The 14,968-nt window shown below is 70.1% G+C and carries 12 protein-coding genes; 5 read left to right on the top strand and 7 right to left on the bottom strand.

The features are described from left to right. The first annotated feature begins 20 nt into the window (after window positions 1-20). The 4 genes from OG522_RS12850 to OG522_RS12835 all read left to right on the top strand — a co-directional run bounded on the left by OG522_RS12850 (window position 21) and on the right by OG522_RS12835 (window position 3,835). Window positions 21-1,109 carry a hypothetical protein gene (locus tag OG522_RS12850; RefSeq protein ID WP_329463105.1) on the top strand — a complete coding sequence of 363 codons (1,089 nt, stop codon included), beginning with the start codon at window positions 21-23 and terminating at the stop codon, window positions 1,107-1,109. A 21-nt stretch (window positions 1,110-1,130) separates the two neighbouring features. Then, entirely contained in the window at window positions 1,131-1,859 is a 729-nt protein-coding gene (locus OG522_RS12845) for a hypothetical protein (RefSeq protein ID WP_329463104.1), read from the top strand. A gap of 12 nt (window positions 1,860-1,871) precedes the next feature. Then, window positions 1,872-2,639 (top strand): hypothetical protein, encoded by a 768-nt coding sequence (locus OG522_RS12840; RefSeq protein ID WP_329463103.1) that lies wholly within the window; start codon window positions 1,872-1,874, stop codon window positions 2,637-2,639. Between the two features lie 101 nt (window positions 2,640-2,740). Further along, the gene (locus tag OG522_RS12835; protein ID WP_329463102.1) at window positions 2,741-3,835 is read left to right on the top strand and encodes a M14 family metallopeptidase; all 1,095 of its coding nucleotides are present in this window, start codon (window positions 2,741-2,743) and stop codon (window positions 3,833-3,835) included. An 86-nt stretch (window positions 3,836-3,921) separates the two neighbouring features. Here the strand turns inward: OG522_RS12835 and OG522_RS12830 are convergent, their stop codons facing one another. The 7 genes from OG522_RS12830 to OG522_RS12800 form a co-directional block, all read right to left on the bottom strand. Further along, window positions 3,922-4,944 (bottom strand): class I SAM-dependent methyltransferase, encoded by a 1,023-nt coding sequence (locus OG522_RS12830; RefSeq protein WP_329463101.1) that lies wholly within the window; start codon window positions 4,942-4,944, stop codon window positions 3,922-3,924. Next, window positions 4,941-6,299 carry a dipeptidase gene (locus OG522_RS12825; protein WP_329463100.1) on the bottom strand — a complete coding sequence of 453 codons (1,359 nt, stop codon included), beginning with the start codon at window positions 6,297-6,299 and terminating at the stop codon, window positions 4,941-4,943. The genes OG522_RS12830 and OG522_RS12825 overlap by 4 nt, the downstream gene beginning before the upstream one ends. Before the next feature lie 87 nt (window positions 6,300-6,386). Next, complete coding sequence (locus OG522_RS12820; RefSeq protein WP_329463099.1) at window positions 6,387-7,682, bottom strand: MFS transporter; 1,296 nt, start codon at window positions 7,680-7,682, stop codon at window positions 6,387-6,389. Continuing rightward, on the bottom strand, window positions 7,679-8,941 hold the full coding sequence (locus OG522_RS12815) for an ATP-grasp domain-containing protein (protein ID WP_329463098.1): 1,263 nt from the start codon (window positions 8,939-8,941) through the stop codon (window positions 7,679-7,681). Before OG522_RS12815 ends, OG522_RS12820 begins: the two co-directional genes overlap by 4 nt. Window position 8,942: 1 nt before the next feature. After that, a complete protein-coding gene (locus tag OG522_RS12810) occupies window positions 8,943-10,289 on the bottom strand; it encodes an ATP-grasp domain-containing protein (RefSeq protein ID WP_329463097.1) in 1,347 nt (448 codons plus the stop codon). Between the two features lie 102 nt (window positions 10,290-10,391). After that, window positions 10,392-11,636 (bottom strand): ATP-grasp domain-containing protein, encoded by a 1,245-nt coding sequence (locus OG522_RS12805; RefSeq protein WP_329463096.1) that lies wholly within the window; start codon window positions 11,634-11,636, stop codon window positions 10,392-10,394. Window positions 11,637-11,709: 73 nt separating this feature from the next. Next, on the bottom strand, window positions 11,710-13,032 hold the full coding sequence (locus OG522_RS12800) for an MDR family MFS transporter (protein WP_329463095.1): 1,323 nt from the start codon (window positions 13,030-13,032) through the stop codon (window positions 11,710-11,712). A gap of 625 nt (window positions 13,033-13,657) precedes the next feature. Here OG522_RS12800 and OG522_RS12795 point away from each other — a divergent pair. After that, on the top strand, window positions 13,658-14,965 hold the full coding sequence (locus tag OG522_RS12795) for a hydroxyacid-oxoacid transhydrogenase (protein WP_329463094.1): 1,308 nt from the start codon (window positions 13,658-13,660) through the stop codon (window positions 14,963-14,965). Window positions 14,966-14,968: the final 3 nt, after the last annotated feature.

Genomic DNA, 14,968 nt, shown 5'->3' with positions numbered 1-14,968 from the left:
CTTTTCTAGGGAGTGCGTCCGTGCCACCGCTGGATCTCACGACAAGCGACTTCGATCAGTTCGGCGAGCCGGCCGGGACATTCTGTCTGATCACGAGTGAACAGAGCGGCGAGCCGATTTCCCTGCTGCGCGGTGACGGGTATTCCCGCGTGCTCCACCTGAGGCTTCCGCCCGGCACGCGCCTGGGCGAGCTGATCGCCGCGAGCGTCCCCGCGGACGCACACGTACTCGCGGTCTGCCCCGGACGGTTCCTCGACTCGCCGACCCCGCAGGAGCTGGGCGAACGCAAGCTGGCCGTGCTGCCCGCCGGGTCCACCCCGCTGACCGACGAGCACGTCCGCTACTTCCTGCGCACCGCCGCCGCCACGGACGTGGCCCAACACGCGCGGGTGGCCGAGGAGTTCTTCGACCTGGTGGGCGACAGCGACCGGCTGACGATCGTCGACGACGCCTCCGCCACCGAGGCCGAGTTCGACCACACGGTCGGCGACTGCGTCTGGAACCAGCAGGCCGGCGTCCTGGAACCGGGCGACCAGCAGATCTTCCCTTCGGGCAAGCTGAGCGTCACCGCCGCCGAGATCACGACCTTCGAACCGGAGGCCCGGCTGCGCGGCCTCAACGGGGACCTGACCCTGCGCGGATGGCCGATCGTGCACCGCCACGAGGATCCGGCCGACGGCGCCGACCAGCAAAGGCTGTTCGAGGCGCTCTCGCCGCTCGTCGCCAACGCCGTGACGCTGCACGTCGCCGCCGGAAGCATCGAGGGCGTCACCCCGCAGACGCCGGGGGCGGCGTCGGCCGCGGGGGAGCTGGAGAAGCTCCTCACCGACGACCCGCGCTACCGCGTCATCTGGGAACTCGGCTTCGGGATCAACACCACGACGGAGATCATTCCGGCGAACTGCGGCCCGAACGAGGTGTACGGCGCCACCAGTGGCGTCGTGAACCTCGGGCTGGGGATCACGCCGGCCACGCGCTACGCCCTGGCCTTCCTGTGCCCGCGCAGCTCGCTGGTGACATCGGACGGTACGGCCGTCCTCGGCGCCCGCAAGGCGGTACGCCGCGGCCGGATGCAGCGCGTGTCCAGCGCGAGCTGCGGCTGCCACTGACCCCAAGGAGGGAAGCACGCTATGACGGTCAACCCCGAACTGCGCAACAAGGTCGACGCGATCCTCGACACCTTCATCAAGGACTTCTACGAGACGGTGCCGTACGCCCAGCACCAGAAGAACGCCTCCGAGCTGAACCTCGACTACTACAAGCGCCACAACATCGAGACGATCCTGCGGCTGCGCCGCAAGCGGACCGTCGACGCGCTGGCCATCAAGTACTTCACCAAGGTGGACCCGGTACAGGCCAAGGCGTGGGCGCACTACACCGACGACGAGATGCTGCACGACCGGCTGTTCGCCGCCGACCTCGCCAAGGTCGGCGTGACCAAGGACCAGATCTACTCCACCGAGCCGCTGCTCTCCACCAAGCTGCTCACGGGATACCTCCAGTACGGCATGGAGTTCGAGGACAGCCCGCTGGCGCTGATCACCAGCGTGTACTTCGTGGAGTACGTCACCACGCGCACCCAGCCCGACTGGCTCGACAACCTGGGCGACGTCCTGGGCGAGGACAACGTCAAGGGTGCCCGTGCGCACGTCAACACCGACCTCGACGACGACCACGACGACTTCGTGTGGCGGGTGCTGTCCACGCTGGTCAAGTCGGAGGCCGACCAGCACAAGGTCGTCGAGCACCTCGGCCACATCTACTGGCTGTGGAAGCTCTACTTCGTCGAACTGCACCAGCTCACGGTGCTCGGCAAGAGCGACGGCCAGGTTCCGCTGCCCACTGCGGCCGAGGCCTGAGCGGGAGCAGCGGTGGCCGATGACGACCGCGCCACGCGTCCCGACGGGCGGCAGGGCGTAGAGGTACTGGCCTTGCCGCCCGGCCGGGAGCTGCCGACCGAGACCGAGAAGTGGATCGTGGACGGTCTGGTCCTCGCCATGCCGGGACTACAGACCCGGCAACTGTTCACGCTCCGCCGCGACATGCTGACGAAGGCCGACTACGTCGTCGTCGGGGTGGACCGGGAGCGCGACCGGGTGGTCTCGCTGCTCACCTCCCGATGGACGGAGATCCCGTCGGGGCGGCCCTGTCTGCACATCATGATCCAGTTCGTGGGCGACACGTACCGCAACGGCGCGGTCTTCAAGGAGAGCTGGGCGCTGCACTTCGCCCGGCTGCTCGCCGAGGGCCGCCCGTTCCCCGAGGTGATCGCGCTCAAGACGTACAACCCGGTGGTGCACTGCGCGATGTCGGCGTTCAGTGGCCATCCGGACATCAGCATGTACCCGGACCTCGCGGGCGAGGACGACAGCCGGGCGGCCCTGGCGGCCGAGGTGGCCGCGTCGCTCGCTCCCGGAGCGGCCTTCGACCCGGCGCACGGAGTCGTCCCGGGCATCGGGCGCCCGCTCGACCTCTACCGGGAGCGGCCGCTGAGCCATGTGCCCGAGGCCAACCGGTACTTCGCCGACCACGCGGAGCCCGGCGACCGGGTGCTGTGCCTGCTGCACGTGCCCACGCAGGCGGGAGCGCACGCGATCCTCACGGCCCTCGGTGTGCCGCTGCCCTCCGGGCAGCGCTGAGCCCTGCCGACCGGATGGGTCCGGCGCCCTGCGAGGCTCCGGACCCGCCGCCCGCGCCACACCTTCCAGGCACTCCAGGCACTCCAGGAACGCGAGGCAGCATGGGACACGCATTTCCCCCCGACTACTCCCGGGCACGCGCGGAGTTCCTGGCCGCCGCGGAGGAGGCCGGCGCACGCCTGAGGAACTTCACGCTGCCCCGGCACCGCGGGCCCGACGGCGCCGAACTCGCCGTTGACACCGCGTATTTGGGGCCGCCCGACCCGGCGAAGCTGCTGATGACGGTGTCCGGGACACACGGCATCGAGGGCTTCTGCGGTTCGGCCTGCCAGACCACGGTCCTGCTGCGGGAGGGCGTCGCGAAAGCCGCCGCCAGGGCCACCACCGGCGTGCTGCTCGTCCATGCCCTCAACCCGTACGGTTTCGCCTACCTGCGGCGCGTCAACGAGGACAACGTCGACCTCAACCGGAACTTCGTCGACCACCAAGCCCCGCCGCACAACGACGCCTACGACGCCGTGCACCGCACCCTGGTGCCGGCGGACGCCGCCGGGTTCGCTCCCGGCGAGCTGGTCGCGAACCTCACCGCGCTCCGCGACCGGCTCGGCCCCCAGCGCCTTCAGGAGGCCGTGACCCGGGGCCAGTACCGCCACAGCGACGGCCTGTTCTACGGCGGAGACACGCCGGCCTGGTCCCGGCGGGTGTTCGAGACGGTGGTGGCCGAGCAGGTCGCCGGCGCCGCCCACGTCGGCTACATCGACCTGCACACCGGGCTCGGCGAACGCGGCGTCGGCGAACCCATCTTCCGCGGCGGCCGCGACGCCGACGCCCACCAGCGGGCCCGCCGGTGGTACGGCGAGGCGCTGACCGCCTCGGAGCACGGCACCTCCTCCTCCACGCCGATCGTGGGCAACACGGCGACCGCCGTGGCCGACGGCCTCGGCGACGGCGGCCGACTGACCGCGATCACCCTGGAGTTCGGCACTCAGCCCGGCCCCGAGGTGCTCCTCGCCCTGTGTGCCGACGCGTGGCTGCACCGGAGCCATCCGCCGACCGAGGCGGTCCGCCACGACCTCAAGCAACTGATCCGCGACGCCTTCTGCCCCGCGGACGACGCCCGCTGGCGCGAACAGGTCCTCCAGCGGGCGCGCGAGGTCTTCGACCAGGCCGTCGTCGGCCTCGCGGAAGCCAAGTAACCGGCACAAGCCATATGACACGCGATGGAGGGGGCGCCCAGGCGCCCCCTCCATCAGCACGTTGTCCTCGCGAAACCGTTCAGCCCTCAGTCGGCCTTGCGGCCCACCCCGAGAACGGCCACCCGCGGCACCGTGCACTTCCATGTCCCAGCGGACCCGTCGTACTCGACACAGGCCGTTTCCAGGGAGCCGTCCGCCCGCTCCTGGCGGAATATCGCCTTGGCCCGCTCGATGGTGTGGTGATCGGCGTCCGCCGGGTGCAGCCGTTCGATCTCGGCGAGCCCGTACATGTCCAACAGGTAGCGGCCCACTTCCAGTTCGGCCTCCCGGGCGGTGGCCGCCGTCGCGACATAGGGGTCGGCCATGTCGCTCACCTCGGCCCACTCGAAGCCCGCCTTGGTCAGATATCCCGAGATCTCCTCCCGGGTGAAGTGGTCGAAGGCGTGACCGGTTCGCGAGTACGGATGGACCACGTCCCGAAACCAGGTGTCCATCGGGGACCCGACGAGGAAGTCGTGGAGCAGCAGTACTCCCCCCGGCCGTAGTACCCGGTACGCCTCGTGGGCGAGCTCGGCGCGATCCTCGGGCGCGATGTGGTGGGAGCCGTAGGCGACGAGGACCGCGTCGACGCAGCCGTCCCGCACGAGCAGCCGGTCGGCGCGCTGGACCAGCGCCGGGCAGTCGGCCGCCCAGGCGGCGCGCACCATGTACGGGGACGCGTCGCAGGTCAGCACCGATAGGCCGGTGAGGTTCCGGGCCTTCGCGACCCTGCGGACCAGGCCGTCGCCGCCGAGCACGTCCACGACGACGGCGGGCCGCCGCTGGGTCCCGGCCGGCACCAGGGAGAGCAGGTGGCCGATGCCCTGGGCGCGGGCCGAGAGATTGCGGGCCTGCGCGCGTAGGTAGGAGGTGCCCCTCCCGCCGTCCGTGTCGTCGGCGAAGTCATCCTCGATGTGGCCGGACCGGGCCAGTTCGTGAGCCCAGGTCCGAGCCCGTTGCGGATCCACACAGGCGTGCAGCTCGGGCGCCGCCTGACGCAGTCGGCTCAGATGGTCCGCCATGTCGGCCGGTCCGAAGGTCACTTGAGGTCTCGTCAGGTTCTCGGTCACGGCTGCTCCCCCTGGGTCTGGAGGAAGTACGCGAGGGCGAGTGCCATGCGCTCGATCTCCTGGGGGTCCACGCTCTCGTCGGGCGCGTGGATGAGGCACTGCGGCTCCTCCACACCGATCAGCGCGATCTCCGCGTCGGGGAAGGTCTCCTGGAGCGCGTCGCAGACGGGGATCGAGCCGCCCTGGCCGGTGGTCGTCAGCTCCTGCCCGAACGCCTCGCGCATCGCCTCGGCCAGCGCCGCGTAGGCCAAGCCGTCGGTGCGGGAGCGGAAGGGGCGACTGGAGGAGATCAGCGTGGTCTCCACCTCGACCTCCCAGGGGGCCGCGGCCGCCAGGTGCGCGGCCAGCGCCTGCCACGCGGCGTCCGGGTCGGTTCCGTACGGGATGCGCAGATTGAGCTTGGCGGTGACCTCGCCGAGCACGGCCGGGGCCGAACCGACCACCGGCGGGCAGTCGATGCCGGTGACGGTCAGGGCGGGCCTTGCCCACAACATGTCCGCCACGGTGCCGTCCCCCATCAGGCGAACGCCGTCGCGCACCCCGATGTCGCGGCGGTACCGCTCGACGGGATAGTCCGCGCCCTGCCAGCGCCCGCTGTTGTCAAGGCCGTTCACGGTGGTGTTGCCGTCGGCGTCGTGCAGGGTGGCGAGCATCGCGATCAGCGCGTTGAGGGGGTCGGGGGCCGGGCCGCCGAAGGAACCGGAGTGCACCGGCCCGGCCAGCGAACGGACGGAGACGGTGGCGTGCACCACGCCCCGCAGGTCGGTGGTGGCGGTGGGAACCCCGGCCGCGGAGTTGCCCGTGTCGCAGACCAGCACGGTGTCGGCGTACAGGAGCTTGGGGTTCTCGCGGACCAGCGTCGCCAGGCCGCCGGTGCTCTGCTCCTCGGCGCCCTCCGAGATGACCTTGATGCCGATGCCGAGGCGGGACAGGTCGCCGAGCGCCCGCAGCGCGGTGAGCTGCATGACGATGTTGCCCTTGCAGTCGGCGGCCCCGCGTCCGTACCAGCGGCCGTCGCCGCGCTCGGTGAGGGTCCAGACCGGGGTGGTCCAGGCGGCCTCGTCGAGCGGCGGCTGGACGTCGTAGTGGCTGTAGAGGAGGACGGTGGGGGAGCCGGGGGCGGCCGGCAGATGGCCGAACACGGCCTTGCTGCCGTCCGGCGTGTCCAGCAGGCGCATGTCGGGGATGCCGGCCTCGGTGAACAGCCGCGCGACCAGCAGGGCCGCGCGCTCGCACTCTTCCACTGGGTACTGCCGGGCGTCGGCGACGGACCGGTGCGCGACCAGGTCCCGCAGGTCCTCCTCGGCTCGGCCCATCAGTTGGTGCACACGTTCCCGCAGGGCGTTGGCCGGCATGCGGTCTCCTTCTCGGTCGCTGGTTCGGGCGTTCCGGGCCGTTCGGTACGAGTGCCCGGGGGATCGCGGGGTGTGGCGGGGAGCGGGTCAGCCGGCGGGGGAGGGCGCGTCGGCCGGGGTGGTCTCGCGGGGGCGGCGCCGGTCCACCTCGGCGGCCAGAGAGCGGCGCACCACCCGGGTGCCGACCGCGTACCCGACCCCCACCAGGGCCAGCACCAGCCAGAACAGGACCAGTACGCCGTGGTGGTCGGCCAGGTCGAAGCCGCCTGCGACGAAGCCGCCCAGCATGCCGCCGACGCCCCAAGCCATCGTGGAGTAGCCGAGGTAGAGACCCGTGCGGCCCTCGGTCGCCAGACCCGCGACGACCGCGTCCACCACGCCGCAGAACAGCGACTCGCCGATCGAGGTCACGATCACCGCGGCCACGACCGGGCTGATCCCGTCGACCGCGCACAGGAGCCAGCCGCCCCCGAGCAGCACGCCGGACGCGATGAACACGTCGAGGCGGCCGACCGCGGACCGCTTCTCGATGCGCGAGCCGAGCAGCCACACGGTCACCATCACCACCACGGCGTTACCGGCGGTGAGCGGGCCGACCAGGTCGGAGGAGAGCTTCTGGTGGACGATGGTCAGCGGCAGCGCGATCCGGTACTGGGTGATCAGGAACCAGCCGCCGACCGCGAGCGCGCAGAAGATCATCAGCGGCCGGTCGCGCAGCGCCTCGGCCATGGCGGCGGCCTTGATGGGCGCCGCGTTCGTGGCGTGCAGGCCGCGCAGCAGCACCGAGGAGGTCACCGCGAACACCAGGTGCAGCGCCGCCGCGATCAGGAACCCGGCCTTCATCGCGCCGCCCGCCATCAGCGCGGTGCCGATCAGCGGGCCGATCAGGGCGGCCCCGTTGATGGACACGTAGTAGCGGCTGAGGTTGGCCGCGACGCCGCCGGAGTTGCCGGAGGCCAGCACGCTGCGGGAGCCGTTGTTGTTGAGGGAGCCGCCGATGCCGAGCAGCGAGACCGCCGCGCCCCACAGGCCCACGTTGCCGCCGGCGAAGGTGAACACGACGTAGGCGCCCGCCTCGACGACGAGACCCAGGACCAGGATCCGGGCGGCGCCGAAACGGTCGCTGACCCAGCCGGAGGGGATGCCGAGGCCGCGCCGGGTGAACTCCATGACGGCGAAGAGCACACCGGTCTGGAAGCTGCTCAGCCCTTCGTCCCTGGTCAGATGGACCGCCAGGAACGGGATGATCATGAAGAAGCCGATATTGGTGGTGAAGCGGCCGAGGATGACGACGTACGCCGGACCCTTGCCTTCGACGAAACGCCCGGGTCGAGCCCCCGGGGCGTGCTTCGTTTCCGTTCCGGAGTTCCCGGCGGGCGTCACGGCGTCTTCCCTTCGATCGGTTCGGTGTGCACGGTGATCCGGTCGGCCGCCGCGTCGGCCGCGGCCGCGGCGGCCTTCGGATCGGGACCCGCCGCGACGACGTGCCCGGCCCGGTTCCAGGAGTCGCCGAGCGGCATCACCTCGTCGCCCACCTCGCGGAGTTCGCCGATGCGGATGACGCCCTCGATCGCGCGGGCCTCGGCCACGCCCGTCACCGAGGTCACCCGGCCGGAGCGCGGGGTGAGGTAGCGGATGGCCGCGCCGCCCGCGAGAGCCACCCCGGGGCCCGGCAGCACCCCGTGGGCGAGAGCGAGGACCGCGGCCTGGAGCATGTCGATGCCCGTGACGTGGTGGACCAGCTCCCAGATCTGGTCGCCGCCCTGACGGGCGTTGATCTCGACGACGGTGGCGCGCTCGCCGCCCTCGGCGAGCATCACCTCGGTGTGGCAGGGGCCCCAGGCGTAGCCGACGGCGTCCAGCGCGTTCAGGGTCGCGTCGAGGACCACCTGGTTCTGGGCGGGCGTCAGCATCGCAGGCAGGTCGTGGCCGGTCTCCACGAAGTGCGGGGCGCCCGAGGTGTGCTTGCGGGTGACCGCGAGGACCTGATGGCGCCCGGCGGCCGACAGTGACTCGACACTGAACTCCTGGCCGGTGAGGAACTCCTCGGCCAGGACACTGGACGCGTCTGCCGCCTGCGGCCAGACGAACCCGGTCCTGGCGCCGCTGGCCCAGGCCCACGCCTCGGCCAACTCCCCTTCCGTACGCGCCAGATGGACACCCGTTCCGCCGTTGCCGTCGACCGGCTTCAGGATCACGCCGCTCGGGCAGCGGCGCAGCACCGCGCGGGCCTCGTCGAGCGTGGCGCACACCTGGTGGGCCACCTCGCCCAGGCCGCGGTCCCGCAGCCGGCCGCGCATGGCGGCCTTGTCCTGGGTGAGGGTGAGGGTGGCGGGCGAGTTGCCGCGCGCGCCCAGCGCCTGCGCCACCACGCTCGCCGGATGGAGGGAGAGCTCGGTGAGCGCGAGCACCGCGTCCACCGGGCGCCGGGCGTGCACCTCGCGGGCCACGGCGAGCAGCGCGTGCGGGTCGGTGAAGTCGGCATCGACCACCGCGAGGGCGAGGGACTCCTCCAACTGCCGGTCCCCGCCCGGCCGGTGCACCACGGTCAGGGCTACCGGCAGCCCGACGAACTTGCCCAGGACGTCCGAGCGCGGGCAGATGAGCAGGAGATGGGGCAGGCGGGCCGGCTGGTGCGACATGTCAGGTGTTCCTCCCCGCCGCGGCGGCGCTCCCGGGCTGCTCGGTGCGGCCCCCGCCGCCGGTGTCCGGGGCTTGGCCGTCCTGTGCGCGGGCCGCGTTCCAGGTCTGCTCCAGTTCGCGGATGCGGGCCGAGTCCCGGTGGATGGCGTCCCAGTCGTCGGCGCCCTGGATGACCCAGCCCAGACTGGTGGTCACGTCGTTGGTGACCGGCATGTCCCGGCCGTCGGGCGGGATCGACAGGGAGTGGACGGTGGGCAGCTCGGCGATCGCCTCCAGGATCTCCATGTGCCGCACGGGTCCGGCCCAGTCCGAACAGAGCCAGAGCGTGCGGACCTCCTTGACGAGCTCGAAGGACGGCCTGAAATCCCCGTCCAGGACGTGCCGTACGGTGCGCTCGATCTGGTTGTCGCCCGTGGCGAGGGATCCGGAGATCATCATGCAGCTGCCCGAGTAGCGGGCGGCCAGTTCCACCAGCCGCGGCCCGTCCGCGGTCATGATCGCTTCGGCGTGGGTGGAGCCGTTGCGGATGCCGACGGCGTCGGCCGCGCGCATCACGTAGTCGGCGAGCACCGCCACGTCGGGGTGGTCCGGCGGCAGGAAGTCGGCGACGTCGTAGATGCCGATCCGCGGGCCCCGGTCGTGCTTGGCGTAGATGCAGGTGTCGACGAGTCCGTGCTGCCCGTCCACCGAGTACAGGTCCACGATGTACTCGGGCCCCTCCAGGAACTCCTGGACGATGACGGTGTCGTTGCGGAGTTCGAACCCGTTGACCCGGCCGAGTATGTGGGTGAAGTGGCCGAGCCAGTCGCCGCCGGGCGGAACGAAGTGGACGTTGTCGGTCCCGGCGCTGTGCGGCGGCTTCAGGATGAGTGGCCGGTCGGTGAGGCCGTTGGCCTTGATCCAGGCGTCGACCTCGGTCGGGTCGTCGCTCGACAGGGTGCGCGGTCCGGGCAGTCCGGCCCGTTCCAGGGCGAGCGCCATCTCCCCTTTGTGGCGTTGGCACTTGGCGCTCTGGGGCACGTTCTGGAACTGCGGCATGATGCGTTCCACGAGCTGGGCGGCGAATTCGACGCCGCTCTCGTTGCCGGTGACGATACCCACCGGGTCGTAGGACTCGACGAGTTTCACCATCGCCTCGAAGTCGCCGTCGTAGAAGTGCACGGCCTCGAAGTCGTCGGGGTACCAGATGTTCTTCTTGACGAATTTCGCCAGGGGCCGCGGGGTGCTCATCACCGTCACCGGCAGCACGCCCCGGGCCCGGAAAGCGCTGGCGAAGCCCCGGTCGTCGCCGTCCCGTATGTGGTAGCCGTCTACAACGATCACATGTCGCTGCCGAGTGGACTTCATGGCTCAAACAGTGCTGGTCGGGGCGCTAACCGCGACAGTGGCGAAACTGCCACGCAACCGCGATTTGCTGCCAGTCGGCGCCCCCGGCCGGGACGTGGCCCGCTACGGTCCGAGCGGATCGATCACCACCTTGGCCTCGATCTCCCGCACCCGCTTGGTGTCCTGGTCGACGACGTCCTGGTCTGGGGCGGAGAGCAGCACCCAGCCGAGCGTGGTGAAGAGGTCCTCGGTCATGGGCACCCGGGAGCCGTTGGGGTAGCGGCAGCCCAGCTTCTGGAAGGAGGCCAGCTCGCGCACCCCGTCGAGCACTTCCGCGTTGCGCATGGTGCCGCTGTTCGCGGCGGAGAGCCACGCCACCCGGGTGGGCCGCACGATCTCGTAGCCGGGCACGAAGACGGAGTCCAGATGGTGGCGCACGGCGCGGTCGATCTGGCAATCGCCGGTCGCGAGCCGCGCGGCCTGCTGTCCGCATCCCCCGTCGAGGCGTGCCGCGATTTCGATCAGCCTGGGACCTTGGTCCGTCATCATGATCTCGGTGTGGGTGCACCCCGTCCGAATGCCGACCGCCCTCGCGACCTGGCGCGTATACGATTCCAGCACGCCGACCAGCGGATCTTCGGGAAGCAGATAGTCCTCCGCGTCATAAACTCCGATACGGTTTCCCCTCGTTGACTTGCTGTACTGGACCACGGCCACCAGACCGAGTTCTCCGTTGACGGAGTACGTATCCACGACGAACTCGGTTCCCGACGCGAACTCCTGTAGCAGAATGCTGTCGTTGGACAGGTCGAACATGTTGACGGAGCCCAGCAACTGCCTGAAGGGGAGCCGCCAGTCCTCGCCGGCCTCCACCTTGTGCACCCCGTCCGTCCCTCCGCTGCACCGGGGCTTGAGCACCAGGGCCTGTCCCTCCAGCCCGGTCTCCCGCAGCCAGTTCGCCGCCTCTTGCTCGGTCGCGGCGGCGAATGTACGAAGGTGCGGTATGCCCGCCCGCGCCACCGCCTGCGCCATGGGCCACTTGTCCCGGCGGGCCGCGGAGAGCTCCGGCACGTTCCCCGTCCCGGGCGCCAGCTCCTCGATCAGCGAGTCCACGAGCCTGACCGCGGACTCGTTACCCGGGATGACGGCGATCGGATCGTAGCCGCGGATGATCCGGGCGAGCTTCGCGAAGTCGCCGTCGTGGAAGTGCGTCGCGCTGAAGGAATCCGGTTTCCAGCCGTGGAGGTAGGACTTCAGTGGTGCCGGTGTGCTCAGCACCGCCACCGGTTCGACACCGCGCTTCCGAAAGGCGTGCGCGTACTCGACTGCTTCGGAATAGGGGTCGACCAGGATTACGTGGCGTTGCATCTTTTCGCTTCCCCTTCTGAGAACGGTTCGCGCTGCTTACGCGATCTTCGGTTGTGCGGACGCGGCCGCCGCCCTAAGCCCCGCTTCGGATCTCCGCATCGGCTGTTCCGGAGTCATCGATCCGGGCCGCCTCGCCCTTGTCCGCCGCGCCGGCCGGCCGCACCCCGCTCCACGCGGCGGCTCCGGCGAGCAGGCCCACCACGCCGCAGCCGAGCCACAGTCCTTCCTGGAAGCGGTTCCAGAGCATCACTCCGATGAACGGGCCGATCGCGCTGCCGAGTCCGTACAGCGCGTTCGAGGCCCCCAGATAGCGTCCCCGCAGCCGGGGCGGGCCCGCCTGCGCGGGGTAGGCGAAGAACAGGGACGGGTAGCCGATGATCTCGCCGAGCGACCAGACGAGGGTGGCGATCACCAGCGCGGCCAGCCCCCAGGGCAGGGCGTACAGGCTCATGCCGATACCCGTCAGCAGTACGCCCACGATGACCGCGATCCGGATCGGCCAGCGCTGCACCACCTTGGCGACGAGGAGTTCACAGGCGATCACGAGAAGACCATTGAGCGCGATCATCGCCGCATAGGCCTCGATTCCCATACCGAGGTGCTTCACGGTCAGCGGCAGCGTCGAAATGTGCTGGATGTAGATCACGGAACTGACGAACATCGCCAGCAGGAACAGCAGATAGCGGCGGTCGGCCAGTACCGCCAGATACGAGGCCTTGGGCGCTTTCTTCCCGCTGTCCCCGGTGCCGTCGTCCGCCTGACCCGTCGGGTCCGGTTCCGCGTGGTGCGGCAGGGTGACCGCCGCGATCGCGGAGAAGATCACCACGGCCAGCGCCTCGCCCCAGAACAGGAAGTTCCAGGAGATCTTGACGAGCGCCGCGCCGAGCAGGGGCGCGGCCGTCGTGCCGAGGTTGATCGCCAACCGGCCCATGGCGAAGATCATGACGTGCCGTTCGGGCGGAGTGAGGGTACTGATCATGCTGGTGGAGGCGGGCTGGTAGGCCAGGCTCGCCGCACCGCTGACGGCGATGACCGCGAGGATCGACCCGTAACTGTTCAGGTAGAGAACACAAGGGAGCAGCACCGCCGAGCCCAGCAGGGTGGACACCATCGTCAGCCGCGGTCCGACCTTGTCGGACAGCCACCCCCCGAACAGCGTCCCGAGCACCGCTCCCGCGCCGTACACGCCGAGCGCCGCACCCGCCTGTGAGGTGGAGAAGCCGCGGTGGGTCAGGTACAGCACCATGAAGACCTGCACGAAGCCGCCGAGCCGGTTGATCATCGTGCCGGCCAGCAGGGACTTCACCGCCGTCGGGGACTCGCGCCAGACCTGCCACACCCCCGCGTGCCGCTTCCCGGTCCCGTCCGGCGCACTCGTCGCGTTGTTCTGTGCCATACAGCCAACTCTGAGGAAAGAGTCGCGACGGCAACAGTGACCGTACTGACGAGGGACACCGAATTACTGCCATCGCCGCCGGCATGTGACGGTCGGCGGGGGAGGGCGGTCGGTGGGGGAGGGCGGGACCGGGGCGCGCGACCCCACCGCGCTGATCACCCGTGCCGCTGGCGGAATTCGTTCATGACGTATATGCCGTGCGCGCACCGTGCGATGCCGACCGCGCATCACCTGCGACTACCTGGGTACTTGTCTTGTCCGCTGCGCGATCAAGTGGGGAATCCACCGGTTTCAGCGCAATGGCACCAGGCTAATCCAGCCATAGGACTCCAGTCCTATGGCGTGTCCGAAATCCACTGACTAGGGTGGCTCTCACCCGGTAGCGCAGTAGGTCTGTAGTCCTATGGCGTGACCGAAATCGACTGACTAGTGTGGCTCTCACTTCGGTCGAATTCTCTGTGCAGGCGACATCATTTCGCCAATTCGGCCGAGCCGTCCGACTGCGCGTCGTTGTTCGCCATATTGTTTCTCGGTCGGAACTTTCAAGTTCTCGGATCATTCGAGTTTTCGGATCTTTCAAGTTCGATCTTTCGAGTTCAGTGAGCAATGAAGACGGGGATGAACTGTGGAGTCTTTCGGGTATGGCGCAAACACGCCGGAGCAGGAACGAATAATCAGCTGGCAGGCTCCACCGCTGAAATTCGGAGTCGGCGCCACCCGGGAGATCGGCCACGAACTGCGCAAGGCCGGCATCAACTCGGTGCTGCTGGTGACCGACCCCGTCCTGGCCGGTCTCGGCCTGCCCGCCCGGGTCGCCAAGCAGATCGAACAGGAGGGGGTCTCGGTCGCGTTGTTCGACCGGGCCCGGGTGGAACCCACCGACGAGAGCTGCGCCGAGGCGGCCCGTGAACTGGAGTCCCTCCAGGTGGACGGCTACGTGGGTCTCGGTGGCGGCAGCTCGATCGACACCGCCAAGATGCTGAACCTGCTGCTCAGTTACCCCGGGCGCCCGGTGCGCGACTACCTGAACGCGCCGATCGGCGCCGGGGCCCCGATTCCCGGCCCGCTCAAGCCCCTGGTGGCAGTGCCCACCACGGCCGGCAGCGGCAGCGAGTGCACCGCCATGGTCGCCCTCGGCGTCACGGGCCTGAACGTGAAGACGGGGATCAGCGACCTGCGGCTGCTGCCCGCCCTGGCCGTGGTCGACCCGGCGAACACCCTGACGCTGCCCCCGGCAGTCACCGCCTCTTCCGGCTACGACGTCCTGACGCACGCCTGCGAGTCGTACACGGCACGCGCCTACGACCGGCGGCCCCCCTACCCCGCGCCCGGGGACCGGCCGCTGTACATCGGCGCCAACCCGATCAGCGACGTGTGGGCGGAGCAGGCGCTGGTGCTGGTGGGCCGCTACCTCAGGCGGGCCGTCCTCAACCCGGCCGATCTGGAGGCGCGTACCGGGATGAGCCGGGCGGCGAGCTTCGCGGGAATGGGGTTCGGCAACGCCGGAACCCACATTCCCCATGCCTGCGCCTATCCCATAGCCGGTCTCGTCCGGGACTACCGACCGGCGGGATACGAAGTCGACCACGCCATGGTGCCGCACGGCGCCGCGGTGGTCTCCACCGCGGCGGCGGCCTTCGAGTTCACGTACCCGACGTCTCCCGAACGCCATCTGCGCGCAGCGGAGTTGCTCGGCGCCAACCTCAACGGCGTGACCGAGGCCAACGGTTCGGACGTCCTGCCGGCCACGCTGCTGAGCATCGTCGCGGACACCCAAGGCCCCACCGGCCTTGGGGACTTCGGCTATGGCAAGAAGGACCTCCCCGCCCTCGTCGAAGGCGCGCTCAAACAGCAGCGGCTGCTGGTGTGCTGCCCGCGCGACGTCGACGCGCGGGACCTCGGGCGGATCATCGCCGGTTCGATGGCCGGCTGACAC

Origin of the sequence: Streptomyces sp. NBC_01431 (assembly GCF_036231355.1) — a bacterium.
Taxonomy (GTDB): Bacteria; Actinomycetota; Actinomycetes; order Streptomycetales; family Streptomycetaceae; genus Streptomyces.
This window is presented reverse-complemented; position numbering and strand designations above follow the sequence as displayed.